Source organism: Burkholderia sp. ABCPW 14 (genome assembly GCF_001523835.1).
In the GTDB taxonomy this organism is placed as follows: domain Bacteria; phylum Pseudomonadota; class Gammaproteobacteria; order Burkholderiales; family Burkholderiaceae; genus Burkholderia; species Burkholderia mayonis.
Map to the genome: position 1 here is coordinate 23,067 of NZ_LOVS01000204.1, position 22,151 is coordinate 45,217.

34 protein-coding genes and 1 pseudogene are annotated in these 22,151 nt (G+C 62.5%); 33 read left to right on the forward strand and 2 right to left on the reverse strand.

Features of this window, described 5'->3' with window-relative positions; translation table 11 throughout:
* Positions 1-136 precede the first annotated feature (136 nt).
* From rplC to dsbD, 30 genes are all read left to right on the forward strand, one after another.
* A complete protein-coding gene (rplC, locus tag WS62_RS30995) occupies positions 137-796 on the forward strand; it encodes a 50S ribosomal protein L3 (RefSeq protein ID WP_010106969.1) in 660 nt (219 codons plus the stop codon).
* On the forward strand, positions 796-1,416 hold the full coding sequence (gene rplD / locus WS62_RS31000; protein WP_066486695.1) for a 50S ribosomal protein L4: 621 nt from the start codon (positions 796-798) through the stop codon (positions 1,414-1,416). Before rplC ends, rplD begins: the two co-directional genes overlap by 1 nt.
* Positions 1,413-1,727 carry a 50S ribosomal protein L23 gene (gene rplW, locus WS62_RS31005; RefSeq protein WP_059472183.1) on the forward strand — a complete coding sequence of 105 codons (315 nt, stop codon included), beginning with the start codon at positions 1,413-1,415 and terminating at the stop codon, positions 1,725-1,727. The genes rplD and rplW overlap by 4 nt, the downstream gene beginning before the upstream one ends.
* A gap of 2 nt (positions 1,728-1,729) precedes the next feature.
* Positions 1,730-2,557 carry a 50S ribosomal protein L2 gene (rplB, locus tag WS62_RS31010; RefSeq protein WP_059472184.1) on the forward strand — a complete coding sequence of 276 codons (828 nt, stop codon included), beginning with the start codon at positions 1,730-1,732 and terminating at the stop codon, positions 2,555-2,557.
* 10 nt (positions 2,558-2,567) lie between these two features.
* On the forward strand, positions 2,568-2,843 hold the full coding sequence (rpsS, locus tag WS62_RS31015; protein ID WP_004199273.1) for a 30S ribosomal protein S19: 276 nt from the start codon (positions 2,568-2,570) through the stop codon (positions 2,841-2,843).
* A gap of 12 nt (positions 2,844-2,855) precedes the next feature.
* Positions 2,856-3,185 carry a 50S ribosomal protein L22 gene (rplV, locus tag WS62_RS31020; protein ID WP_066486689.1) on the forward strand — a complete coding sequence of 110 codons (330 nt, stop codon included), beginning with the start codon at positions 2,856-2,858 and terminating at the stop codon, positions 3,183-3,185.
* An 11-nt stretch (positions 3,186-3,196) separates the two neighbouring features.
* Complete coding sequence (rpsC, locus tag WS62_RS31025) at positions 3,197-3,997, forward strand: 30S ribosomal protein S3 (protein WP_066486688.1); 801 nt, start codon at positions 3,197-3,199, stop codon at positions 3,995-3,997.
* A 2-nt stretch (positions 3,998-3,999) separates the two neighbouring features.
* Complete coding sequence (rplP, locus tag WS62_RS31030) at positions 4,000-4,416, forward strand: 50S ribosomal protein L16 (RefSeq protein ID WP_006029288.1); 417 nt, start codon at positions 4,000-4,002, stop codon at positions 4,414-4,416.
* Between the two features lie 9 nt (positions 4,417-4,425).
* Positions 4,426-4,620, forward strand: coding sequence for a 50S ribosomal protein L29 (gene rpmC, locus WS62_RS31035; protein WP_004199856.1), 195 nt, complete (start codon positions 4,426-4,428; stop codon positions 4,618-4,620).
* A complete protein-coding gene (gene rpsQ / locus WS62_RS31040; protein WP_004201274.1) occupies positions 4,617-4,889 on the forward strand; it encodes a 30S ribosomal protein S17 in 273 nt (90 codons plus the stop codon). The genes rpmC and rpsQ overlap by 4 nt, the downstream gene beginning before the upstream one ends.
* A gap of 308 nt (positions 4,890-5,197) precedes the next feature.
* Positions 5,198-5,566, forward strand: coding sequence for a 50S ribosomal protein L14 (gene rplN, locus WS62_RS31045; RefSeq protein WP_004197951.1), 369 nt, complete (start codon positions 5,198-5,200; stop codon positions 5,564-5,566).
* Positions 5,567-5,575: 9 nt separating this feature from the next.
* The gene (gene rplX / locus WS62_RS31050; protein WP_010106963.1) at positions 5,576-5,884 is read left to right on the forward strand and encodes a 50S ribosomal protein L24; all 309 of its coding nucleotides are present in this window, start codon (positions 5,576-5,578) and stop codon (positions 5,882-5,884) included.
* Positions 5,885-5,901: 17 nt separating this feature from the next.
* On the forward strand, positions 5,902-6,441 hold the full coding sequence (gene rplE / locus WS62_RS31055; protein ID WP_004202757.1) for a 50S ribosomal protein L5: 540 nt from the start codon (positions 5,902-5,904) through the stop codon (positions 6,439-6,441).
* Between the two features lie 7 nt (positions 6,442-6,448).
* On the forward strand, positions 6,449-6,754 hold the full coding sequence (rpsN, locus tag WS62_RS35620; RefSeq protein WP_010106961.1) for a 30S ribosomal protein S14: 306 nt from the start codon (positions 6,449-6,451) through the stop codon (positions 6,752-6,754).
* A 14-nt stretch (positions 6,755-6,768) separates the two neighbouring features.
* Complete coding sequence (gene rpsH / locus WS62_RS31065; RefSeq protein WP_059472186.1) at positions 6,769-7,164, forward strand: 30S ribosomal protein S8; 396 nt, start codon at positions 6,769-6,771, stop codon at positions 7,162-7,164.
* A gap of 20 nt (positions 7,165-7,184) precedes the next feature.
* Positions 7,185-7,715 (forward strand): 50S ribosomal protein L6, encoded by a 531-nt coding sequence (gene rplF / locus WS62_RS31070; protein ID WP_066579232.1) that lies wholly within the window; start codon positions 7,185-7,187, stop codon positions 7,713-7,715.
* A gap of 12 nt (positions 7,716-7,727) precedes the next feature.
* A complete protein-coding gene (gene rplR / locus WS62_RS31075) occupies positions 7,728-8,093 on the forward strand; it encodes a 50S ribosomal protein L18 (RefSeq protein WP_010106956.1) in 366 nt (121 codons plus the stop codon).
* A gap of 14 nt (positions 8,094-8,107) precedes the next feature.
* On the forward strand, positions 8,108-8,626 hold the full coding sequence (rpsE, locus tag WS62_RS31080) for a 30S ribosomal protein S5 (RefSeq protein WP_010106955.1): 519 nt from the start codon (positions 8,108-8,110) through the stop codon (positions 8,624-8,626).
* A 15-nt stretch (positions 8,627-8,641) separates the two neighbouring features.
* Entirely contained in the window at positions 8,642-8,824 is a 183-nt protein-coding gene (gene rpmD / locus WS62_RS31085) for a 50S ribosomal protein L30 (RefSeq protein WP_010106952.1), read from the forward strand.
* Between the two features lie 28 nt (positions 8,825-8,852).
* Positions 8,853-9,287, forward strand: a complete 435-nt coding sequence (gene rplO / locus WS62_RS31090; protein WP_010106951.1) for a 50S ribosomal protein L15 — start codon at positions 8,853-8,855, stop codon at positions 9,285-9,287.
* Between the two features lie 44 nt (positions 9,288-9,331).
* Complete coding sequence (secY, locus tag WS62_RS31095) at positions 9,332-10,678, forward strand: preprotein translocase subunit SecY (RefSeq protein ID WP_066486686.1); 1,347 nt, start codon at positions 9,332-9,334, stop codon at positions 10,676-10,678.
* Positions 10,679-10,687: 9 nt separating this feature from the next.
* The gene (gene infA / locus WS62_RS31100; RefSeq protein ID WP_004521905.1) at positions 10,688-10,906 is read left to right on the forward strand and encodes a translation initiation factor IF-1; all 219 of its coding nucleotides are present in this window, start codon (positions 10,688-10,690) and stop codon (positions 10,904-10,906) included.
* A 20-nt stretch (positions 10,907-10,926) separates the two neighbouring features.
* Complete coding sequence (gene rpmJ, locus WS62_RS35625; protein ID WP_004199844.1) at positions 10,927-11,043, forward strand: 50S ribosomal protein L36; 117 nt, start codon at positions 10,927-10,929, stop codon at positions 11,041-11,043.
* 38 nt (positions 11,044-11,081) lie between these two features.
* Positions 11,082-11,447 (forward strand): 30S ribosomal protein S13, encoded by a 366-nt coding sequence (gene rpsM, locus WS62_RS31105; RefSeq protein ID WP_066486683.1) that lies wholly within the window; start codon positions 11,082-11,084, stop codon positions 11,445-11,447.
* A gap of 28 nt (positions 11,448-11,475) precedes the next feature.
* Positions 11,476-11,877 (forward strand): 30S ribosomal protein S11, encoded by a 402-nt coding sequence (gene rpsK / locus WS62_RS31110; protein ID WP_010106947.1) that lies wholly within the window; start codon positions 11,476-11,478, stop codon positions 11,875-11,877.
* Between the two features lie 152 nt (positions 11,878-12,029).
* Positions 12,030-12,653 carry a 30S ribosomal protein S4 gene (gene rpsD / locus WS62_RS31115; protein ID WP_059472188.1) on the forward strand — a complete coding sequence of 208 codons (624 nt, stop codon included), beginning with the start codon at positions 12,030-12,032 and terminating at the stop codon, positions 12,651-12,653.
* Positions 12,654-12,780: 127 nt separating this feature from the next.
* The gene (locus tag WS62_RS31120) at positions 12,781-13,758 is read left to right on the forward strand and encodes a DNA-directed RNA polymerase subunit alpha (RefSeq protein ID WP_009888441.1); all 978 of its coding nucleotides are present in this window, start codon (positions 12,781-12,783) and stop codon (positions 13,756-13,758) included.
* A 139-nt stretch (positions 13,759-13,897) separates the two neighbouring features.
* On the forward strand, positions 13,898-14,293 hold the full coding sequence (gene rplQ / locus WS62_RS31125; RefSeq protein ID WP_004197924.1) for a 50S ribosomal protein L17: 396 nt from the start codon (positions 13,898-13,900) through the stop codon (positions 14,291-14,293).
* A gap of 159 nt (positions 14,294-14,452) precedes the next feature.
* A complete protein-coding gene (gene cutA / locus WS62_RS31130; protein ID WP_066579233.1) occupies positions 14,453-14,779 on the forward strand; it encodes a divalent-cation tolerance protein CutA in 327 nt (108 codons plus the stop codon).
* The gene (gene dsbD, locus WS62_RS31135; RefSeq protein ID WP_066579237.1) at positions 14,772-16,652 is read left to right on the forward strand and encodes a protein-disulfide reductase DsbD; all 1,881 of its coding nucleotides are present in this window, start codon (positions 14,772-14,774) and stop codon (positions 16,650-16,652) included. Before cutA ends, dsbD begins: the two co-directional genes overlap by 8 nt.
* A gap of 158 nt (positions 16,653-16,810) precedes the next feature.
* Here the strand turns inward: dsbD and hemB are convergent, their stop codons facing one another.
* Together hemB and yihA are read right to left on the reverse strand one after the other, a co-directional pair.
* Entirely contained in the window at positions 16,811-17,809 is a 999-nt protein-coding gene (gene hemB, locus WS62_RS31140) for a porphobilinogen synthase (protein WP_066579240.1), read from the reverse strand.
* Between the two features lie 271 nt (positions 17,810-18,080).
* The gene (yihA, locus tag WS62_RS31145) at positions 18,081-18,740 is read right to left on the reverse strand and encodes a ribosome biogenesis GTP-binding protein YihA/YsxC (RefSeq protein WP_066579243.1); all 660 of its coding nucleotides are present in this window, start codon (positions 18,738-18,740) and stop codon (positions 18,081-18,083) included.
* Between the two features lie 216 nt (positions 18,741-18,956).
* On the opposite strand from yihA, the gene WS62_RS31150 reads away from it, so the two are divergent.
* The 3 genes and pseudogenes from WS62_RS31150 to WS62_RS31160 form a co-directional block, all read left to right on the forward strand.
* Entirely contained in the window at positions 18,957-19,604 is a 648-nt protein-coding gene (locus WS62_RS31150; RefSeq protein ID WP_066579247.1) for a c-type cytochrome, read from the forward strand.
* Between the two features lie 128 nt (positions 19,605-19,732).
* Entirely contained in the window at positions 19,733-21,913 is a 2,181-nt protein-coding gene (locus WS62_RS31155; protein ID WP_066579249.1) for a cytochrome c biogenesis protein ResB, read from the forward strand.
* Positions 21,914-21,917: 4 nt separating this feature from the next.
* A pseudogene (locus WS62_RS31160) lies at positions 21,918-22,151 on the forward strand (c-type cytochrome biogenesis protein CcsB); the annotation flags it as partial.

Here is a 22,151-nt window from a genome sequence, read left to right on the forward strand (position 1 = left end):
CAGAAAACGAAAAGCCTCGCTATAATGCAAGGCTTTTCGCGTATTTGCGTAAAAAAGCTGGCGATCTGGGGGCTTCCTGGGTCACGGCGTTTTGTAAATTAGCCCCGACCAATCGCAGTCGGGAATGGAGAAAACGATGAGCCTTGGACTCGTAGGTCGCAAGGTTGGCATGACCCGTATTTTCACGGCTGAAGGGGATTCGATTCCCGTCACCGTGCTCGACGTGTCGGACAACCGCGTGACGCAGATCAAGACTGTTGAAACCGACGGCTACACGGCCGTGCAGGTTGCATTCGGCTCCCGCCGCGCATCGCGCGTGACGAAGCCGCTGGCAGGTCATCTCGCCAAAGCCGGTGTCGAAGCCGGTGAAATCCTCAAGGAATTCCGCATCGATGCGGCCAAGGCAGCCGAGCTGTCGAATGGCGCCATCGTCGGTCCGGATCTGTTCGAAGTGGGCCAGAAGGTCGACGTGCAAGGCGTGTCGATCGGTAAGGGCTACGCCGGCACGATCAAGCGCTACAACTTCGGTTCCGGCCGTGCGTCGCACGGTAACTCGCGCTCGCACAACGTGCCGGGCTCGATCGGTATGGCGCAGGATCCGGGTCGTGTGTTCCCGGGCAAGCGCATGACGGGTCACATGGGTGACGAGACGGTGACGGTTCAGAACCTCGAAATCGCTCGCATCGACGCCGACCGTAAGCTGCTGCTCGTCAAGGGTGCAGTTCCGGGTGCGAAGGGCGGCAAGGTTTTCGTGACGCCGGCCGTGAAGACGCGTGCCGTGAAGGGGGCGAAATAATGGAACTCAAGCTCCTGAATTCGAATGGTCAGGAAGGTGCGGTGGTCAACGCGTCGGACGTCGTGTTCGGCCGTGACTACAACGAAGCGCTGATCCACCAGGTCGTCGTTGCTTACCAGGCGAATGCTCGCCAGGGCAACCGCGCCCAGAAGGATCGCGAGCAAGTCAAGCACACGACCAAGAAGCCGTGGCGCCAGAAGGGTACGGGCCGTGCTCGTGCCGGTATGTCGTCGAGCCCGTTGTGGCGTGGCGGCGGTCGGATCTTCCCGAACTCGCCCGACGAAAACTTCTCGCACAAGGTCAACAAGAAGATGCATCGCGCAGGTCTCTGCTCGATCTTCTCGCAGCTGGCCCGCGAAGGCCGTCTGTCGGTCGTCGAGGACATCGTTCTCGAGGCACCGAAGACCAAGCTGCTGGCCGACAAGTTCAAGGCCATGGGTCTCGAATCCGTGTTGATCATCACCGACACGGTCGACGAAAACCTGTACCTCGCGTCGCGCAACCTGCCGCACGTGGCAGTTGTCGAGCCGCGCTACGCTGACCCGCTGTCGCTGATCTACTTCAAGAAAGTGCTGGTCACGAAGGCTGCGGTCGCCCAGATCGAGGAGTTGCTGTCATGAGCGAGATTCGCAAGAACGATCATCGTTTGATGCAGGTCCTGCTCGCACCGGTGATCTCCGAAAAGGCCACGCTGGTTGCCGACAAGAACGAGCAAGTCGTGTTCGAAGTCGCACCGGATGCCACGAAGCAGGAAGTGAAGGCGGCTGTCGAGCTGCTGTTCAAGGTTGAAGTTGATTCGGTCAACGTGCTGGTTCAGAAGGGCAAGCACAAGCGCTTCGGCCGCTCGATGGGCCGTCGCAAGGACGTGAAGAAGGCATACGTGTGCCTGAAGCCCGGCCAGGAAATCAACTTTGAAGCGGAGGCCAAGTAATCATGGCAATCGTGAAAGTTAAGCCGACTTCGCCGGGTCGCCGCGCGATGGTCAAGGTGGTCAACAAGGATCTGCACAAGGGCAAGCCGCACGCAGCGCTGCTCGACACGCAGAGCTCCAAGGCTGGCCGCAACAACAACGGCCGTATCACGACGCGTCACCAGGGTGGTGGTCACAAGCAGCACTACCGCGTGATCGATTTCCGTCGCACGAAGGACGGCATCCCGGCGAAGGTCGAGCGTCTCGAGTACGACCCGAACCGCAGCGCGAACATCGCGCTGGTGCTGTACGCCGACGGCGAACGCCGTTACATCATCGCGCCGAAGGGCGTGACGGTCGGCCAGCAGCTGATGTCGGGCTCGGAAGCGCCGATCCGTGCAGGTAACACGCTGCCGATCCGCAACATTCCGGTCGGTACGACGATCCACTGCATCGAAATGCTGCCGGGCAAGGGCGCGCAAATGGCGCGTTCGGCCGGTACGTCGGCGATGCTGCTGGCTCGCGAAGGCCTGTACGCGCAGGTTCGTCTGCGTTCGGGCGAAATCCGCCGCGTGCACATCGAGTGCCGCGCGACGATCGGTGAAGTCGGCAACGAAGAGCACAGCCTGCGCCAGATCGGCAAGGCCGGTGCAAATCGCTGGCGCGGTATCCGCCCGACGGTCCGTGGCGTTGCAATGAACCCGGTCGACCACCCGCACGGTGGTGGCGAAGGCAAGACTGCAGCGGGTCGCGACCCGGTGAGCCCGTGGGGCACGCCGGCGAAGGGCTTCCGTACGCGTCGCAATAAGCGCACGACGACGATGATCGTCCAGCGCCGTCACAAGCGTTAAGGAGTAGGCAATGGCACGTTCTGTTAAAAAAGGTCCGTTCTGCGACGCCCATTTGCTGAAGAAAGTTGAGGCGGCTGCAGCTTCGCGCGACAAGAAGCCGATCAAGACTTGGTCGCGTCGTTCGACGATCCTTCCGGATTTCATCGGTCTGACGATCGCCGTGCACAACGGCCGTCAACACGTTCCGGTGTACATCTCGGAAAACATGGTCGGCCACAAGCTTGGCGAGTTCGCACTGACCCGTACGTTCAAGGGTCACGCGGCCGACAAGAAGGCCAAGAAATAAGGGGCTATCAAGATGGAAGTGAAAGCAATTCATCGCGGTGCCCGCATCTCGGCGCAGAAGACGCGCCTTGTGGCTGACCAGATCCGCGGTTTGCCGGTCGACAAGGCGCTGAACGTTCTGACGTTCTCGCCGAAGAAGGCGGCTGGCATCGTGAAGAAGGTCGTGCTGTCGGCGATCGCGAATGCGGAGCACAACGAAGGCGCCGATATCGACGAGCTCAAGATCAAGAGCATCTGCGTCGACAAGGCTGCATCGCTCAAGCGCTTCACCGCGCGCGCCAAGGGCCGCGGCAACCGCATTGAGAAGCAATCCTGTCACATCACTGTGACGGTCGGGAATTAAGGGGTCATACGATGGGACAGAAAATTCATCCGACTGGCTTCCGTTTGGCCGTCAGCCGCAATTGGGCTTCGCGCTGGTACGCGAACAACAACAATTTCGCGGCGATGTTGCAGGAAGACATCGGTGTTCGTGAATACCTGAAGAAGAAGCTGAAGAACGCTTCGGTCGGCCGCGTCGTCATTGAGCGTCCGGCGAAGAACGCGCGCATCACGATTTTCAGCTCGCGTCCGGGTGTCGTCATCGGTAAGAAGGGCGAGGATATCGAACAGCTGAAGACGGAACTGCAGCGCCGCATGGGCGTTCCGGTTCACGTCAACATCGAAGAAATCCGCAAGCCGGAAACCGATGCGCAACTGATCGCCGATTCGATCACGCAGCAGCTCGAGCGCCGGATCATGTTCCGCCGCGCGATGAAGCGTGCGATGCAGAACGCGATGCGTCTTGGCGCCCAAGGCATCAAGATCATGAGCGCCGGTCGTCTGAACGGCATCGAAATCGCCCGTACCGAGTGGTACCGCGAAGGCCGCGTGCCGCTGCACACGCTGCGCGCCGACATCGACTACGCGACGTCGGAAGCGAAGACGACGTACGGCGTCATCGGCGTCAAGGTGTGGGTGTACAAGGGCGATACGCTCGGCCGCAACGACGCGCCGGTGGTGGAAGAAGTCGCCGAAGACAAGCGTCCGCGTCGCAATGCGCGTCCGGGCGACCGTCGTCCGCGCCGTGACGGCGAAGGCGGTGCTCCGGGTGCTCGCCGTGGCGCACCGCGCCGTGGCGCCGGCAAGCCGGAAGACGGCAAGACTGGAGAATAACGATGCTGCAACCGAAACGCAGGAAGTATCGCAAAGAGCAGAAGGGGCGTAACACCGGTATCGCCACGCGCGGCAACGCCGTGTCGTTCGGCGAGTTCGGCCTGAAGGCTGTCGGTCGCGGCCGTTTGACCGCGCGTCAGATCGAGGCGGCGCGTCGTGCAATGACGCGTCACATCAAGCGTGGCGGCCGCATCTGGATTCGCATCTTCCCGGACAAGCCGATTTCGCAGAAGCCGGCCGAAGTGCGGATGGGTAACGGTAAGGGTAACCCTGAGTACTACGTCGCCGAGATCCAGCCGGGCAAGATGCTGTACGAAATGGATGGCGTAACCGAAGAACTGGCACGTGAAGCGTTCCGTCTGGCCGCAGCGAAGCTGCCGCTGAAGACGACGTTCATCGTGCGTCAGCTCGGCGCCTAAGGAGAAAACATGAAGGCTTCCGAACTTCTCCAGAAAGATCAGGCCGCGCTCAACAAGGAGCTGTCGGACCTGTTGAAGGCGCAATTCGGCCTGCGCATGCAACTCGCGACCCAGCAGCTCACGAACACGAGCCAGCTGAAGAAGGTTCGTCGCGACATCGCACGTGTGCGGACCGTCCTGACTCAGAAGGCGAACCAGAAATGAACGATAGCGTGAAAACCTCGCTGAAGCGGACGCTCGTCGGTAAGGTCGTCAGCAACAAGATGGACAAGACCGTCACCGTGCTGGTCGAGCACCGCGTCAAGCACCCGATCTACGGCAAGTATGTCGTGCGTTCGAAGAAGTACCACGCGCACGATGAAGCGAACACCTACAACGAAGGCGATCTCGTCGAAATCCAGGAAACCCGTCCTGTTTCGAAGACGAAGGCCTGGGCGGTGTCGCGTCTCGTCGAGGCAGCCCGCGTGATCTAAGCGGGACCAGGCAGTAAAGGCACTTCGGCAACGAAGTGCTTGAAATCGCAAAGTTTTTGCTTGCGTGACCGGGATTATTTGTTATAATCTCGGTCTTCCCTCTTTATGGGAGCCCCGTCGCGGGCGAAGTGACTGGTGGGGGAAGCGGACTGGCGTCAGGCCTGCTCCGAAGGATTCACCGATTTGCGATGGCGGGTTTCGTTTGCCGTCGCTGCTGTTCCAACCCAAGCAGCCGATTGGCTGACGGGACCAAGACTGACCGTATGCGCCATGGTGGCGTATCCGGATTAAGTTGGGAAAGACAAACCATGATCCAGACCGAATCTCGGCTTGAAGTGGCCGACAACACGGGTGCGCGTGAAGTCATGTGCATCAAGGTGCTCGGCGGCTCGAAGCGTCGTTATGCCAGCATTGGCGACATCATCAAGGTGAGCGTCAAAGAGGCAACGCCGCGCGGGCGCGTGAAGAAAGGCGAAATCTACAATGCCGTGGTGGTCCGCACCGCCAAGGGCGTTCGTCGTCAAGACGGCTCGCTGATCAAGTTCGACGGCAACGCCGCTGTGCTTTTGAATAACAAGCTCGAGCCGATCGGCACCCGTATCTTCGGGCCGGTCACGCGTGAGCTGCGTAGCGAGCGATTCATGAAGATCGTCTCGCTGGCGCCGGAAGTGCTGTAAGGAGTCGCGATGAACAAGATTCGCAAGGGTGACGAAGTGATCGTCGTCACCGGCAAGGACAAGGGCAAGCGCGGTGTCGTGCTGGCCGTGGGCGCCGAGCATGTGACGGTCGAGGGTATCAATCTCGTCAAGAAGCATGTGAAGCCGAACCCGATGAAGGGTACGACGGGCGGTGTGGAAGCGAAGACGATGCCGCTGCATATTTCGAACGTCGCGCTGGTCGACGCGAACGGCAAGGCTTCGCGTGTTGGCATCAAGGTCGAGGATGGCAAGAAGGTTCGCTTCCTGAAGACGACCGGTGCCGTCCTGAGCGCCTGACGCTGCGGAGTAGAGAAATGGCACGTTTTCAAGAGTTTTATAAAGAGAAGGTTGTTCCCGGCCTGATCGAGAAGTTCGGCTACAAGTCGGTCATGGAAGTGCCGCGCATCACCAAGATCACCCTGAACATGGGCCTTGGCGAAGCGGTCGCCGACAAGAAGATCATCGAGAACGCCGTTGGCGATCTGACGAAGATCGCGGGTCAAAAGCCGGTCGTGACGAAGGCTCGCAAGGCAATCGCGGGCTTCAAGATCCGCCAGGGCTACCCGATCGGCGCGATGGTCACGCTGCGCGGCCGTGCGATGTACGAATTCCTCGATCGTTTCGTGACGGTTGCGCTGCCCCGCGTGCGCGACTTTCGCGGCGTGTCGGGTCGTGCTTTCGATGGCCGCGGCAACTACAACATCGGTGTGAAAGAGCAGATCATTTTCCCCGAAATCGATTACGACAAGATCGACGCGCTGCGTGGGCTGAACATCAGCATCACGACGACCGCGAAGACCGACGACGAAGCGAAGGCTCTGCTCGCCAGCTTCAAGTTCCCGTTCAGAAACTGAGGTTACCGTGGCTAAACTGGCACTGATCGAACGTGAAAAGAAGCGCGCTCGCCTTGCGCAAAAGTACGCTCCGAAGCGTGCTGAACTGAAGGCGATCATCGACGACGCGAGCAAGTCCGAAGAAGAGCGTTACGCCGCTCGTCTGGAACTGCAACAACTGCCCCGCAACGCAAACCCGACCCGCAAGCGTAACCGTTGCGCGATCACGGGTCGTCCGCGTGGCACGTTCCGCAAGTTCGGCCTCGCGCGCAACAAGATTCGTGAAATCGCATTCCGTGGCGAGATTCCTGGCCTGACCAAGGCGAGCTGGTAATAGGAGAAACATAAATGAGCATGAGTGATCCTATCGCCGATATGCTGACTCGCATCCGCAACGCGCAGATGGTCGAGAAGGTTTCGGTGGCGATGCCCTCGTCGAAGGTCAAGGTTGCGATCGCGCAGGTCCTGAAGGACGAAGGCTATATCGACGATTTCGCCGTGAAGGCGGACGGCGCGAAGGCCGAACTGAACATCGCGTTGAAGTACTACGCGGGTCGTCCGGTCATCGAGCGCCTCGAGCGCGTGTCGAAGCCGGGTCTGCGCGTGTACCGCGGCCGTAACGAGATTCCGCAGGTCATGAACGGCCTCGGTGTGGCAATCGTGTCGACGCCGAAGGGCGTGATGACCGACCGCAAGGCGCGCGCTACGGGCGTCGGCGGCGAAGTCATCTGCTACGTCGCTTAAAGCCGAAAGGAGAGAGGAACATGTCTCGAGTAGGTAAGAGCCCGATCGCGCTGCAAGGCGCGGAAGTCAAGCTGGCCGACGGCTCCATCACCGTCAAGGGGCCGCTGGGCACGATCACGCAAGCGGTCAATCCGCTCGTGAGCGTGGCGAACAACGACGGCACGCTGAACCTGTCGCCGGTTGACGACAGCCGCGAAGCAAATGCACTGTCGGGCACGATGCGCGCGATCATCGCGAACATGGTGCACGGCGTGACCAAGGGTTTCGAGCGCAAGTTGACGCTGGTTGGCGTCGGTTATCGTGCGCAAGCGCAAGGCGACAAGCTGAACCTGTCGCTGGGTTTCTCGCACCCGGTGGTGCACCAGATGCCGGAAGGCGTCAAGGCTGAAACCCCGACGCAAACCGAAATCGTGATCAAGGGGATCAACAAGCAACAAGTCGGTCAAGTGGCTGCGGAAGTCCGCGGTTACCGTCCGCCGGAGCCGTACAAGGGCAAGGGCGTGCGCTATTCCGACGAGGTTGTGATCCTCAAAGAAACGAAGAAGAAGTAAGGGTGCGCAATCATGGATAAGACTCAATCTCGCCTGCGCCGCGCTCGCCAGACGCGTATCAAGATCGCTGAGTTGCAGGTCGCGCGTCTCGCCGTGCATCGCACGAACACGCACATCTACGCGCAAGTGTTTTCGCCCTGCGGCACCAAGGTGCTCGCCAGCGCGTCGACGCTCGAAGCGGAAGTGCGTGCTCAGCTTGCCGACAAGTCGGGCAAGGGTGGCAACGTTAATGCTGCGACGCTGATCGGCAAGCGCATTGCTGAGAAGGCCAAGGCCGCCGGCATCGAATCCGTCGCCTTCGACCGCTCGGGCTTCCGCTACCACGGCCGTGTGAAGGCGCTGGCTGAGGCAGCTCGTGAAGCTGGGCTCAAGTTCTAAGGAAGGAATTCGTCATGGCAAAGATGCAAGCGAAAGTTCAGGCTGACGAGCGCGACGACGGCCTTCGCGAAAAAATGATTTCGGTCAATCGCGTGACCAAGGTCGTGAAGGGTGGCCGGATTCTCGGCTTCGCCGCGCTGACCGTGGTCGGTGATGGTGACGGCCGTATCGGTATGGGCAAGGGCAAGGCGAAGGAAGTGCCGGTCGCTGTCCAGAAGGCAATGGAACAGGCTCGCCGCAACATGTTCAAGGTGCCGCTCAAGAACGGCACGTTGCAACACGAAGTGCACGGCAAGCACGGCGCGTCGGCAGTCCTCCTCGCTCCGGCGAAGGGCGGCACGGGCGTGATCGCCGGCGGCCCGATGCGCGCGGTGTTCGACGTGATGGGTGTGCAGAACGTTGTTGCGAAGAGCCACGGTTCGACGAATCCGTACAACCTCGTTCGTGCGACGCTGGACGGCCTGCGCAAGCAGTCGACCCCGGCCGACATCGCGGCGAAGCGCGGCAAGTCCGTCGAAGATATTTTGGGCTAAGCCCAGGTGGTCACCATGTCTGAAAAAACTGTCAAGGTTCAGCTCGTGAAGAGCCTGATCGGGACCCGCGAAACGCACCGCGCTACCGTGCGCGGTTTGGGTCTGCGCCGTCTCAACTCGGTCAGCGAACTGCAGGATACGCCGGCGGTGCGCGGAATGATCAACAAGGTCTCGTACCTCGTGAAGGTCATCGGTTAAGCGGCCGACTACGGATCAAGGAGTTGATATGGAATTGAATAACCTGAAGCCGGCCGAAGGCGCGAAGCACGCTAAGCGCCGCGTCGGTCGCGGCATCGGTTCTGGCCTCGGCAAGACGGCCGGCCGTGGTCACAAGGGTCAGAAATCGCGTTCGGGCGGCTTCCACAAGGTCGGCTTCGAAGGCGGTCAGATGCCGCTGCAGCGTCGTCTGCCGAAGCGCGGCTTCACGTCGCTGACGAAGGAATTCGTCGGTGAAGTGCGCCTCTCCGACCTCGAGAAGCTGCCGGTCGACGAAATCGATCTGCTCGCTCTGAAGCAAGCCGGCCTCGTCGGCGAACTGACGAAGAGCGCGAAGATCATCGCGACGGGCGAACTGAAGCGCAAGATCGTCGTCAAGGGTCTGGGTGCGACGAAGGGTGCGCGCGCCGCGATCGAAGCGGCTGGCGGTTCGTTTGCCGAGTGACACGCAACGCGTGCCGTCACTAGCATTTGCATCGGAGAAGATACTTGGCTAACAGTCCGAGTCTCGCAAAACCCGGTCGAAGCACGGCGAAGTTCGGCGATCTGCGCCGGCGTGCAATGTTCTTGCTGCTGGCGCTGATCGTCTATCGCATCGGCGCGCACATTCCGGTGCCGGGCATCGACCCGGATCAACTGGCGAAGCTGTTCCAGAGCCAGGCGGGCGGCATCCTGGGCATGTTCAACATGTTCTCGGGTGGCGCGCTGTCACGCTTCACGATCTTTGCGCTGGGGATCATGCCGTACATTTCGGCATCGATCATCATGCAGCTGATGGCGATCGTGTCGCCGCAACTCGAGGCGCTAAAGAAGGAAGGGCAGGCCGGACAGCGGAAGATCACGCAGTACACGCGGTACTTCACCGTGGTGCTCGCGACGTTCCAGGCTTTCGGCATTGCCGCCGCGCTGGAGAACCAGCCGGGGCTCGTGACCGATCCGGGCGCGGTGTTCCGTCTGACGACGGTCGTCACGCTGGTGACGGGCACGATGTTCCTGATGTGGCTCGGCGAGCAGATCACCGAGCGTGGTCTCGGCAACGGTATCTCGATCATCATCTTCGGCGGGATCGCAGCAGGGTTCCCGAATGCCGTCGGTGGGCTGTTCGAGCTGGTGCGCACGGGTTCGATGAGCATCATTTCGGCGATCATTATCGTCGTTCTGATTGCCGCGGTGACTTACCTGGTCGTGTTCATCGAACGCGGTCAGCGCAAGATCCTCGTGAACTACGCGAAGCGCCAGGTCGGCAACAAGATCTACGGCGGGCAGTCGTCGCACCTGCCGCTGAAGCTGAACATGTCGGGCGTGATCCCGCCGATCTTCGCGTCGTCGATCATTCTGTTCCCGGCGACGATCCTGAGCTGGTTCAGCTCGGGCGAGCGCAAGGGCTTGCTGTCCGATACGCTGCACAACGTCGCGGAAGCGCTGAAGCCGGGCCAGCCGGTGTACGTGCTGTTATACACGCTGGCAATCGTGTTTTTCTGCTTCTTCTACACCGCGCTGGTGTTCAACAGCAGGGAAACCGCGGACAACCTGAAGAAGAGCGGCGCGTTCGTGCCGGGCATCCGTCCGGGTGACCAGACCGCCCGGTACATCGACCGGATCCTTACGCGTCTCACACTGGCCGGTGCGGTCTACATCGTCTTCGTGTGTCTGCTGCCAGAGTTCCTGGTGCTGCGCTGGAACGTGCCGTTTTATTTTGGTGGAACGTCGCTGCTGATCATTGTCGTCGTCACGATGGACTTCATGGCGCAGGTGCAGTCGTACGTTATGTCGCAACAGTATGAGTCGCTGCTCAAGAAGGCCAACTTCAAGGGCGGCAACATCCCAATGCGTTAAAAAGGACCTATGGCCAAGGACGATGTAATCCAGATGCAGGGTGAGGTGATCGAAAACCTTCCGAATGCGACCTTCCGGGTGAAGCTGGAAAACGGCCATGTCGTATTGGGGCATATCTCCGGAAAGATGCGGATGCACTACATCCGTATCCTTCCCGGCGACAAGGTGACGGTTGAGTTGACGCCTTACGATCTGTCTCGTGCACGGATCGTGTTCCGGGCGAAGTGATTTAGAAAAAGGGTAATATCATGAAAGTGATGGCATCGGTTAAGCGCATTTGCCGCAATTGCAAGATCATCAAGCGCAAAGGCGTGGTTCGCGTGATCTGCAGCTCGGATCCGCGTCACAAGCAACGTCAAGGCTGACTGCGCGTTTGTTTGCGCTTTTTGTTTGAGGAACAACAATGGCTCGTATCGCAGGGGTTAACATCCCGAACCACCAGCATACCGAAATCGGTCTGACGGCGATTTTTGGTATCGGTCGCACGCGCGCGCGCAGCATTTGCGCGACTTCTGGTGTGGCTTTCTCGAAGAAGGTCAAGGACCTGACCGACGCAGACCTCGAAAAGCTGCGTGAAGAAATAGGCAAGTTTGTCGTCGAAGGCGATCTGCGCCGTGAAGTGACGATGAACATCAAGCGCCTGATGGATCTCGGCTGCTATCGCGGCGTGCGTCATCGCAAGGGCCTGCCCCTGCGCGGCCAGCGTACGCGTACGAACGCCCGTACTCGCAAGGGTCCGCGTCGCGCAGCGCAAGCGCTGAAGAAATAAGCGGAACTGACAGTTACAGGAAAACGTAATGGCTAAGGCTTCGAACTCCGCGGCGCAACGCGTTCGCAAAAAGGTTAAGAAGAACGTTGCTGAAGGCGTGGTGCACGTTCACGCGTCGTTCAACAACACGATCATCACGATCACCGATCGCCAGGGCAATGCGCTGGCGTGGGCGACGTCGGGCGGTCAGGGCTTCAAGGGCTCGCGCAAGTCGACGCCGTTCGCCGCACAGGTGGCTGCCGAGTCGGCCGGCCGCGTGGCGATGGAATATGGCGTGAAGAATCTGGAAGTGCGGATCAAGGGTCCTGGCCCGGGCCGTGAGTCGGCAGTGCGTGCACTGCACGGCCTCGGCATCAAGATCACCGCGATTTCGGATGTGACGCCGATTCCGCACAACGGCTGCCGTCCGCCGAAGCGTCGCCGCATCTAACGATGCGTTGGCGCCTTGCCTGTCGCCGCTATGCGTCGACGGGCTGCGCGTTTTTGATGGCGCATTTGATTGATTAAGTCCACCGTTCGCCCCAAAGGGCGCGAACTAGCGCGGATTCAGGTCCGCGTGACTGATAGATAGAGGAATGCAAAGTGGCACGTTATATCGGCCCTAAAGCCAAGCTGTCCCGCCGTGAAGGCACCGATCTGTTCCTGAAGAGCGCGCGCCGCTCGCTCGCCGACAAGTGCAAGCTCGACAGCAAGCCGGGTCAGCACGGCCGTACCTCGGGTGCGCGCACGTCGGACTACGGCACGCAGCTCCGCGAAAAGCAGAAGGTCAAGCGCATCTATGGCGTGCTGGAGCGTCAGTTCCGCCGCTACTTCGCTGAAGCCGATCGCCGCAAGGGCAACACGGGTGAAAACCTGCTGCAATTGCTCGAGTCGCGTCTCGACAACGTCGTGTACCGCATGGGCTTCGGTTCGACCCGCGCTGAAGCGCGTCAGCTCGTGAGCCACAAGGCCATCACGCTGAACGGCGTCGTCGCGAATATCCCGTCGCAGCAAGTGAAGGCTGGCGACGTGATCTCGATTCGCGAAAAGTCGAAGAAGCAGGCCCGTATCGTCGAAGCGCTGTCGCTGGCCGAGCAAGGCGGCCTGGCGAGCTGGGTTGCGGTCGATGCGAAGAAATTCGAAGGCACGTTCAAGCAAGTGCCGGAGCGCGCCGACATCGCGGGCGACATCAACGAAAGCCTGATCGTCGAATTGTATTCGCGTTAATCCGATTGATGGCCGAGGAATCCTGCTCATTGCGTTTCGCAAGGCGGGGCCTCGGCTGTTCATTTTCAGGTTGTTACCGGTCAGCCTTATCGGTGTAACGAGCCGAGGGTATTGAAAAGGAAAACCTATGCAAACCAGTTTGTTGAAACCCAAGATCATCGCCGTGGAATCGCTTGGTGAGAACCACGCGAAGGTGGTGATGGAGCCGTTCGAACGCGGTTACGGCCACACCTTGGGCAATGCGCTTCGCCGCGTACTGCTGTCGTCGATGGTCGGCTATGCGCCGACCGAAGTGACGATCGCCGGTGTCGTGCACGAGTATTCGACGCTTGATGGTGTGCAAGAGGACGTCGTCAACCTGCTGCTGAACCTGAAGGGCGTGGTGTTCAAGCTGCATAACCGCGACGAAGTCACGGTGACGCTGCGCAAGGAAGGCGAAGGCGTCGTGACGGCCGGCGATATCGAGCTGGCCCACGACTGCGAAGTCATCAACCCGAATCACGTGATCGCGCATCTGTCGAAGGGCGGCAAGCTCGACGTGCAGATCAAGGTCGAGAAGGGCCGCGGCTACGTGCCGGGCAACGTGCGCCGCTACGGCGACGAAACGGCGAAGATCATTGGCCGCATCGTCCTCGACGCGTCGTTCTCGCCGGTTCGCCGCGTGAGCTATGCGGTCGAGAGCGCGCGTGTCGAACAGCGTACCGACCTCGACAAGCTCGTGATGAACATCGAAACGAGCGGCGTCATCACGCCGGAAGAAGCGATCCGCCAATCGGCACGCATCCTCGTCGACCAGCTGTCCGTGTTCGCGGCGCTGGAAGGCACGGAAACGGCCGCGGAAGCGCCGTCGCGCGCGCCGCAGATCGACCCGATCCTGCTGCGTCCGGTCGATGATCTCGAACTGACCGTCCGTTCGGCGAACTGCCTGAAGGCCGAGAACATCTACTACATCGGCGACCTGATCCAGCGCACGGAAAACGAGCTGCTGAAGACGCCGAATCTCGGCCGCAAGTCGCTCAACGAGATCAAGGAAGTGCTCGCTTCGCGCGGTCTCACGCTGGGCATGAAGCTCGAGAACTGGCCGCCGGCTGGTCTCGACAAGTAATCCCGGTTATCGCTGTAACTGGTCAAGGTGCGGATTTTCTTTTAGAATCCGCATCTTGCTTTTTTCCATACCGGCCCGTGCGCCTGTTTTTCCGCGCGATAGAAGAGCTGGATCAAAACTTTGAATCAAGGAAACTGAAATGCGTCACCGTCATGGTCTGCGGAAACTGAACCGCACGAGCAGCCACCGTCTGGCTATGCTCCGCAACATGTCCAACTCGCTGATCGAGCACGAAGTCATCAAGACGACGCTGCCGAAGGCGAAGGAACTCCGTAAAGTCGTCGAGCCGCTGATCACGCTAGGCAAGAAGCCGTCGCTCGCGAACCGCCGCCTGGCGTTCAACCGCCTGCGCGATCGCGATTCCGTCGCGAAGCTGTTCGACGTCCTCGGCCCGCGCTTCGCGAACCGTCCGGGCGGCTACCTGCGCATCCTGAAGTTCGGTTTCCGCGTCGGCGACAATGCACCGATGGCGCTCGTCGAACTGCTCGACCGTCCGGAAGTCGAAGAGACCGAAAACGTCCAGGAAGCCGAATAAGCGTCTTCCGGTACGTAGCACGAAGGGCCAAGCGATGCTTGGCCCTTTTTGTTTTCGTTGATTGATTCCGTGCGTCGGATTGACGCGGCGCGCATCGTCCACGCGCTTTCACGACGTGCGATACGATATGACGTTTCAACGCAAACGACGGAGACGCGAATGGTGATCGTGATGATGTTGACGACCGTGCCCGACGCCGCCGCCGCCCACGCGCTCGCCGACGGCGCGCTGTCGGCCCGGCTCGCCGCGTGCGTGTCCGAGCTCGGCGCGATCCGTTCGAGCTACCATTGGCAGGGCAAGGTCGAGACGGCCGCCGAGATCCAGCTCCTGTTCAAGACGAGCGCCGTGCGGGCGCTGGAACTCGAGCGGTATATCCAGTCGCACCATCCGTACGACGTCCCGGAGATCGTCTCGTGGCAGGCGACGGCCTCCGCCGCCTACGGCCAGTGGGTCGCCACCGAAACTCAGCGTTCATTCCATGTTTAGCCGTATTCCGCTTCACGCGCAGTCCCGCCTCCGCTTCCTGCTCGCCGTCGTCGCAATGCTCGGCGTGCTGCTCGGCGCGTCGTTCGCGGCGCGCGCCGCAGACGACTTTCTCGATCCCGCGGTCGCGTTCAGATTCAGCGCGAGCGAGGCGCCGGGACAGGTCGACATCCATTTCAAGATCGCCGACGGCTATTACATGTATCGCGAGCGGTTCGCGTTCGCCGTGAAAAGCGGCTCGGCGACGCTCGGCGAGCCGCAACTGCCGGCCGGACACGTGAAGTTCGATCCGACGTTCCAGAAGAACGTCGAAACCTACCGCGGCGACCTGACGGTCCATCTGCCGGTCAAGCAGGCGTCGGGGCCATTCGAGCTCGCGGTGACGTCGCAGGGCTGCGCCGACGAAGGGATCTGCTATCCGCCCGCCGAGCATGTCGCGCGGATCGACGGCGCGGCGCTCGGCGCCGCCGGAGCGACGCCGGTGGCCGCGGCCGGTGCCGATCCGTCCGCGACCGACGGCGGCAGCTGGTACGAGCGTGTGACGAGCGCCGACTACGCGCGCTCGCTGCTCGAAGGGCACGGGTTCCTGACGATCATCGCACTCTATTTCGTGGCCGGCATGGTGCTGAGCCTGTTGCCGTGCTCGTATCCGATGATTCCGATCCTGTCGGCGATCATCGTCGGCGAAGGCGCGCATGCGACGCGCACGCGCGCCTTCGCGTTGTCGCTCACCTACGTGATCGGCATGGCGCTCGTTTATACGGCGCTCGGCGTCGCGGCCGCACTGGTCGGGCAGAGCCTCGGCGCCTGGCTGCAGAATCCGTGGGTGCTCGGCGCGTTCGCGCTGCTCCTCACGGTGTTCGCGCTGCTGTTGATCGGCGGAATCGACATCGCGTTGCCGCAGCGTTGGCAGAGCGGCGCCGCGCAGACTTCCGGGCCGCGCAAGGGCGGGCGCTTCGCCGCCGTTGCAACGATGGGCGCATTGTCGGCGTTCGTTGTCGGCGCGTGCATGACCGCGCCGCTTTTCGCGGTACTCGCGTTCATCGCGCATACCGGCAACGCGTTTCTCGGTGGCGCGGCGCTCTTTTCGATGGGGCTCGGGCTCGGCGTTCCGCTCCTCGTCATCGGGCTCGGCGCGGGCACGGTGCTGCCGCGCGCCGGCGCCTGGATGGACGGCGTGAAGGTGTTTTTCGGCGTCGTGCTGCTCGCCGCCGCGCTGTGGATCGTCTGGCCGGTGCTGAACGCCGCGTCGCAGCTCGGCCTGGGCGCGTTGTGGCTGCTGCTCGCCGCCGCTGCGCTCGGGCTCTTCACGCCGCATTCGGGCTCGTCGTCGATCTGGCGCCGCCTCGGGCGCGGGCTCGGCGCCGCGCTCGCGATCTGGGCCGCGACGCTCCTCGTCGGCTTGGCAGCGGGCTCGACCGATCCGCTGCGCCCGCTCGCGGTGCTGGCGGCGCGCGCGGCGCCCGGCGGCGCAGTGGCGAGTGCCGGCGCGGCCGCGCACGAAGGGCCGGCGTTCGCGCCGGTGCGTTCGGTCGCCGAGCTCGACGAGATCGTGAAGACGTCGACGCAGCCCGCGATGCTCGACTTCTATGCGGACTGGTGCGTGAGTTGCAAGGAGATGGAGCATTTGACGTTCTCCGACGCGCGCGTCGAGGCGCGGCTCGCGCAAATGCATCTCGTGCGCGCGGACGTCACGGCGAACACGCCGGACGATCAGGCGCTCTTGAAGCGTTTCGGGTTGTTTGGGCCGCCCGGCATCATCGTGTTCGATCGGAACGGGCAGGAGCGCGGACGTGTCGTCGGCTATCAGTCCGCGGATCGTTTCCTGCGCAGTCTCGATCGCATGGCGCTGCCGCCCGCGTCGTCGGCGTCGTGACGGATCGAAGCGGGCCGCGCGATCGGATTCGTGCCGTGCCCATTGCCGTCGTCGCCCGTTAATCAGGTGCAAATAAAAACGGCGAGGCTCGATGCCTCGCCGTTTTTATTTTCACAGCCGGCGCGCCCCGCTTTATTCGCGGGACGCCGGCCGCACGCTTACTTCTGTGCGCGCAGCAGCCGCGCCGCGTCGAGCGCGAAGTACGTGAGGATGCCGTCCGCACCCGCACGCTTGAACGCGAGCAGCGATTCGAGCACGGCCTTGTCGTGATCGAGCCAGCCGTTCTGCGCGGCGGCCTTCAGCATCGCGTACTCACCGCTCACCTGGTAGACGTAGGTCGGGAAGCGGAATGCGTCCTTCACGCGGCGCACGATGTCGAGGTACGGCATGCCGGGCTTCACCATCACCATGTCCGCGCCTTCTTCGATGTCGAGACGCACTTCGCGCAGCGCCTCGTCGCTGTTGGCCGGGTCCATCTGGTAGGTCATCTTGTTGCTCTTGCCGAGATTCGACGCGGAGCCGACCGCGTCGCGGAACGGGCCGTAGAACGCGGACGCGTACTTCGCGGAGTACGCCATGATCCGCGTGTAGATGTGGCCGTCGCTCTCGAGCATCTCGCGCACCGCGCCGATGCGGCCATCCATCATGTCCGACGGCGCGACGATGTCGACCCCCGCTTCCGCCTGCGCGCGCGCCTGCTCGACGAGGAGCTCGAGCGTTTCGTCGTTGAGCACGTAGCCGGACTCGTCTAGCACGCCGTCCTGGCCGTGGCTCGTGTACGGATCGAGCGCGACGTCGGTCAGCACGCCGAGTTCCGGGAAGCGGCGCTTCAGCTCGCGCACCGCGCGCGGGATCAGCCCTTCGGGGTTGGCGGCTTCGCGGCCGTCGGGCGTCTTCAGCGACGGCTCGATCGCCGGAAAGAGCGACAGGACCGGCACGCCGAGCGCGACGCACTGCTCGGCGACGCCCATCAGCAGATCGACCGACACGCGTTCGACGCCCGGCATCGACGGCACCGGCTGGCGCACGTTCGTGTCTTCGACGACGAACACGGGATAGATCAGGTCGTTCGTGGTGAGGATGTTTTCGCGCATCAGGCGGCGCGAGAAATCGTCGCGACGCATGCGGCGCGGACGGTACAGGGGATGGATGCTCATGGCGGAATGGCTGGGACCCGTGTTCGAAGGAAGCTTACAGTTCCCTTCGGTAAACTTTTGAGACAATGGTATATGATAGCGATCGAGCAACGCGCACTGCGCAATGCTCCCCGCTTCTCCTCCCTGAGCGGGTGCCTGTCGTTTTTCGATTAGGCTGTTTAACCCGCCGTTCAACGGCGGGTTTTTTTATGGGCCGCATTTATGGGCCGCACGAATCGAATCGCGACATCCGTCAGGCAGGCGCGGCTTCACAACGCACGCTGCACGATCGTCATTCTGCTACAGCGCCGCGATCTTCGTCGGCGGCCGCGGGCCGCACCCAGCTCTCGATCAACGCATGCGCGTCGTCGAGCCCCGTGCGCTTCAGCGCCGAGAAGAGCTGCACGGTCAGCTTGCCCGCGTAGCCGGCGTCCCGATACGCGTCGAGGCCCTTCTGCGTCGCGCGCAGCGCGTTGATGCTTTCCTGTCGCGTCAATTTGTCGCACTTCGTCAGCAGCGTGTGAATCGGCTTGCCGGTCGGCGCGAACCATTCGATCATCCGGCGATCGAGCTCGGTGAGCGGCCGGCGCGAATCCATCATCAGGATCATGCCGCGAAGTTGCGGGCGGGTCTGCAGGTACATCGACAGCAACTGCTCCCAGTGCGCCTTCGCGACGCCCGGCACTTCCGCGTAGCCGTAGCCCGGCAGGTCGACGAGGTTCGCGACGGGCTCCGCCGCCGGGCCGACCGAGAAATAGTTGATGTGCTGCGTGCGTCCGGGCGTTTTCGACGCGAAAGCGAGCCGCTTCTGATTGCAAAGCACGTTGATCGCCGTCGATTTGCCGGCGTTCGAGCGGCCGGCGAACGCGATTTCGGGCTGCACGGTCGGCGGCAGGTCGCGCAGATGATTGACGGTCGTGAGGAAGCGGGCTTGATGGAGCAAGAAGGCCATGGGACAGGAGGGAGACTGGCGGCGCGGGCCGCGCGGTGGGAGGCGGGGAGCCCCGAGGTAGCCCTGATGGGCACCGGGGCTTTCATCGGGGTATTGTACAATACGACGCATTTGCCGCAGGCGGTGGAAGCTGATGAGCGCGCTTCTACGGTAGACTGGGCGCCGTCGTTTTTTGCAGAACCTCACAACTCCCACAAGACGAAACAAGGTGTGCGAATGAATCGACTGAGCAAGTCTCTGGTGGTGCTTCAGTTCGCAGTAGCAGGGCTCGTTGGTTTCATGGCGGAGGTAAAAGCGGCGGATGCGGCAAAGCCGGATCTCGACCGGGGCAAGGCGATCGCGGCGCAAGTGTGCGTGGCGTGCCACGGCGTCGACGGCAACAGTGCGACGGGCTCGTTCCCGAAGCTCGCCGGTCAGCACCCCGATTATCTGGTCAAGCAGTTGCACGATTTCAAGACGCAGCCGGGCGCGAAGGGGCCGGTGCGCGTCAATTCCGTGATGGTCGGATTCGCGAGCGCGCTGAACGATCAGGATGCGCGCAGCGTCGCCGCCTATTACGGGTCGCAGTCGGTCAAGCTCGGCGCCGCGCGCAACGCGGCCACCGTGCCGGTCGGTCAGAAGATCTATCGCGGCGGTATCGCCGAGAAAGGCGTGCCCGCCTGCGCGAGCTGCCACGGGCCGACGGGACAGGGCATTCCGGTCCAGTATCCGCGGCTGTCGGGCCAGTGGGCGGACTACACGGTCGCGCAGTTGACCGCGTTCCAGCAGGGTACGCGCAACAACGAGGCGATGCATCAGATCGCGCTCCGGCTGACGGACAGCGAAGTCAAGGCCGTCGCCGATTACATCGCCGGCCTGCACTGAGCCGATCCCGGTTCGCGAGCCGGATGAACGAGCCGGCCGTCCACGCGGCGGCCGCTAGAACAAGAAAAGGGTGGGGCGCCGCCGAAGCACGGCCGCCTTACCCTTTTTTGCTGTGAGTTGGAGTTCGAATGAGCGTTACCACATCGGGGTTGCAGTCGAGAGCGGGCCAGTCCGCGATCAAGCGTACGGTCGAGCTGCTGAGCTCGATGCGTTTTGCGATCGCGCTGCTCGTCGTCCTGTCGATCGCGAGCATCATCGGCACGGTCCTCACGCAGGACGATCCGTATCCTAACTACGTCAATCAGTTCGGCCCGTTCTGGGCCGACATCTTCCGCTCGCTCAGCCTCTATACGGTCTACAGCGCGTGGTGGTTCATGCTGATCCTGATTTTCCTCGTCGTGTCGATTTCGCTTTGCGTGATCCGCAACGCGCCGAAGATGGTCGCCGACGCGAAGAGCTGGAAGGACAAGGTCCGCGAAGGCAGCCTGCGCGCGTTCCATCACAGGGCCGAGTTCGCGGTCGCAGGCGATCGCGCGCGCGCGACGCAGACCATTGCTGCGTTCGTCGCGAAGGCGGGCTACCGGCTCGTCGTGCGCGAATCGGACGGCGCGACGCTCGTCGCCGCGAAGCGCGGCGCGTTGACGAAGTTCGGCTACATCGCCGCGCACCTCGCGATCGTCGTGATCTGTATCGGCGGCCTGCTCGACAGCAACCTGCCGATCAAATTTCAGATGTGGATGTTCGGCAAGAGCCCCGTCAACTCGAGCGCGCCGATTAGCGAGATCGGCGCCGAGCACCGGCTTGCCGCGTCGAACCCGACGTTCCGCGGCTACGCCTGGGTGCCGGAGGGCCAGTACGTGTCGACCGCGATCCTCAATCAGCCGACCGGTTCGCTGATCCAGGATCTGCCGTTCTCGATCCAGCTCGAGAAGTTCATCGTCGACTATTACTCGACCGGCATGCCGAAGCTCTTCGCGAGCGACATCGTCGTCGTCGATCGCGAGACCGGCAAGCGGATTCCCGTGCGCGTCGAAGTCAACAAGCCGTTCACGTACAAGGGCGTGTCAATCTACCAGTCGAGCTTCCAGGACGGCGGCTCGTTGATGGAAATGACCGCGTATCCGATGACGGGCTCGAGCGCCGCGACATTCCCGTTCAAGGGCACGATCGGCAACTCGGTGCCGCTGGCGACGGCGGGCGCCGACGGCGAAACCGTCGAGTTCTCGGATTTCCGCGCGATCAACGTCGAGAACGTCACCGACGCGAACGGCAAGACCGACGCGCGCGGCGTCGCGGCGAACCGCTCGATCAAGGAGATCTTCGACGAGCGGCTCGGCTCCGGCGCGAAGACGTCGAAGCCGCTCGAACTGCATAACATCGGGCCGTCGGTCCAGTACAAGGTGCGCGGCAAGGACGGCCAGGCGCGCGAATTCAACAACTACATGCTGCCCATCGACATGGGTGGCGACCGCGTGTTCCTCGCCGGCGTGCGCGAGAGCCCGAACGATCCGTTCCGTTATCTGCGGATTCCGGCCGACAGCCGCGACACGGTCGGCGATTGGATGCGGCTGCGCGCGGCGCTCGAAGATCCGGCGGTGCGCACGGAGGCTGCGCGCCGCTTCGCGCAGCATTCGCTCGGCGCGGGCGACGCCGCGTTGCGCGAGCGCCTCGACGACAGCGCGCAACGCGTCCTGACCCTTTTTGCGGGCGCGGACGGCAGCATCGGCCGTGGCGCCGACGGCAATCCGATCGGCGGTTTCCAGGCGGTCGCGACGTTCATCGACCGGTCGGTGCCGAAGGAAGAAAAGGAGAAGGCCGCCGCGCTGCTGCTGCGGATGCTCGAAGGCTCGATGTGGGAAGTCTGGCAAGTCGCGCGCGAGCGTGCGAACGAGCCGCCCGTCCAGCAGGCGCAGGACACGGTCCGCTTCGTGCAGAACGCGATCAACGCGCTGTCGGACAGCTTCCTGTACGGCGCACCTGTCTATCTGCAGCTCGATTCGTTCAAGCAGGTGCAGGCCTCGGTGTTCCAGCTGACGCGCGCGCCGGGCAAGAATCTGGTGTATCTTGGCAGCCTGCTGCTCGTCGCCGGCATCTTCGCGATGTTCTACGTGCGCGAGCGACGCCTCTGGTTCTGGCTCAAGGATACGGGCGCGGGCGTCAGCGTGCTGATGGCGATGTCCACCGCACGCAAGACATTCGACTTCGAAAAGGAATTCGTGCAGACGCGCGATGCGGCCGGGGCCGCATTGGGCGCGCCGCCTGCCTCCCGCGCGCCCGACGGCGCCGGCTCCAAGGACTCGACTCGGTAACATCATGGATCTAACCCAAGTTTCGACATCCCCCGCGCCGCGCGCTTCCGTCGCGGCCGAGCCGGCGTTCTTCGACGACCGGCCGTTCCTGCGCCGCCTGTCGCTCGTCGACTGGCTGTTCGCGCTGGCGCTCGTGGCCGGCGCGGGCTTCGCGCTCGCGCAATACCACGCGCACATGGACTACTACGACAAGGCCGTGCTGATCGGCACCGTACCGGCGCTCATCGTGCTTGGCTGG

Coding starts and splice junctions, on each gene's coding strand:
- rplC (WP_010106969.1), top strand. CDS start 137: ATGAGCCTTGGACTCGTAGGTCGCAAGGTTGGCATGACCCGTATTTTC.
- rplD (WP_066486695.1), top strand. CDS start 796: ATGGAACTCAAGCTCCTGAATTCGAATGGTCAGGAAGGTGCGGTGGTC.
- rplW (WP_059472183.1), top strand. CDS start 1,413: ATGAGCGAGATTCGCAAGAACGATCATCGTTTGATGCAGGTCCTGCTC.
- rplB (WP_059472184.1), top strand. CDS start 1,730: ATGGCAATCGTGAAAGTTAAGCCGACTTCGCCGGGTCGCCGCGCGATG.
- rpsS (WP_004199273.1), top strand. CDS start 2,568: ATGGCACGTTCTGTTAAAAAAGGTCCGTTCTGCGACGCCCATTTGCTG.
- rplV (WP_066486689.1), top strand. CDS start 2,856: ATGGAAGTGAAAGCAATTCATCGCGGTGCCCGCATCTCGGCGCAGAAG.
- rpsC (WP_066486688.1), top strand. CDS start 3,197: ATGGGACAGAAAATTCATCCGACTGGCTTCCGTTTGGCCGTCAGCCGC.
- rplP (WP_006029288.1), top strand. CDS start 4,000: ATGCTGCAACCGAAACGCAGGAAGTATCGCAAAGAGCAGAAGGGGCGT.
- rpmC (WP_004199856.1), top strand. CDS start 4,426: ATGAAGGCTTCCGAACTTCTCCAGAAAGATCAGGCCGCGCTCAACAAG.
- rpsQ (WP_004201274.1), top strand. CDS start 4,617: ATGAACGATAGCGTGAAAACCTCGCTGAAGCGGACGCTCGTCGGTAAG.
- rplN (WP_004197951.1), top strand. CDS start 5,198: ATGATCCAGACCGAATCTCGGCTTGAAGTGGCCGACAACACGGGTGCG.
- rplX (WP_010106963.1), top strand. CDS start 5,576: ATGAACAAGATTCGCAAGGGTGACGAAGTGATCGTCGTCACCGGCAAG.
- rplE (WP_004202757.1), top strand. CDS start 5,902: ATGGCACGTTTTCAAGAGTTTTATAAAGAGAAGGTTGTTCCCGGCCTG.
- rpsH (WP_059472186.1), top strand. CDS start 6,769: ATGAGCATGAGTGATCCTATCGCCGATATGCTGACTCGCATCCGCAAC.
- rplF (WP_066579232.1), top strand. CDS start 7,185: ATGTCTCGAGTAGGTAAGAGCCCGATCGCGCTGCAAGGCGCGGAAGTC.
- rplR (WP_010106956.1), top strand. CDS start 7,728: ATGGATAAGACTCAATCTCGCCTGCGCCGCGCTCGCCAGACGCGTATC.
- rpsE (WP_010106955.1), top strand. CDS start 8,108: ATGGCAAAGATGCAAGCGAAAGTTCAGGCTGACGAGCGCGACGACGGC.
- rpmD (WP_010106952.1), top strand. CDS start 8,642: ATGTCTGAAAAAACTGTCAAGGTTCAGCTCGTGAAGAGCCTGATCGGG.
- rplO (WP_010106951.1), top strand. CDS start 8,853: ATGGAATTGAATAACCTGAAGCCGGCCGAAGGCGCGAAGCACGCTAAG.
- infA (WP_004521905.1), top strand. CDS start 10,688: ATGGCCAAGGACGATGTAATCCAGATGCAGGGTGAGGTGATCGAAAAC.
- rpmJ (WP_004199844.1), top strand. CDS start 10,927: ATGAAAGTGATGGCATCGGTTAAGCGCATTTGCCGCAATTGCAAGATC.
- rpsM (WP_066486683.1), top strand. CDS start 11,082: ATGGCTCGTATCGCAGGGGTTAACATCCCGAACCACCAGCATACCGAA.
- rpsK (WP_010106947.1), top strand. CDS start 11,476: ATGGCTAAGGCTTCGAACTCCGCGGCGCAACGCGTTCGCAAAAAGGTT.
- WS62_RS31120 (WP_009888441.1), top strand. CDS start 12,781: ATGCAAACCAGTTTGTTGAAACCCAAGATCATCGCCGTGGAATCGCTT.
- rplQ (WP_004197924.1), top strand. CDS start 13,898: ATGCGTCACCGTCATGGTCTGCGGAAACTGAACCGCACGAGCAGCCAC.
- cutA (WP_066579233.1), top strand. CDS start 14,453: ATGGTGATCGTGATGATGTTGACGACCGTGCCCGACGCCGCCGCCGCC.
- dsbD (WP_066579237.1), top strand. CDS start 14,772: ATGTTTAGCCGTATTCCGCTTCACGCGCAGTCCCGCCTCCGCTTCCTG.
- hemB (WP_066579240.1), bottom strand. CDS start 17,809: ATGAGCATCCATCCCCTGTACCGTCCGCGCCGCATGCGTCGCGACGAT.
- yihA (WP_066579243.1), bottom strand. CDS start 18,740: ATGGCCTTCTTGCTCCATCAAGCCCGCTTCCTCACGACCGTCAATCAT.
- WS62_RS31150 (WP_066579247.1), top strand. CDS start 18,957: ATGAATCGACTGAGCAAGTCTCTGGTGGTGCTTCAGTTCGCAGTAGCA.
- WS62_RS31155 (WP_066579249.1), top strand. CDS start 19,733: ATGAGCGTTACCACATCGGGGTTGCAGTCGAGAGCGGGCCAGTCCGCG.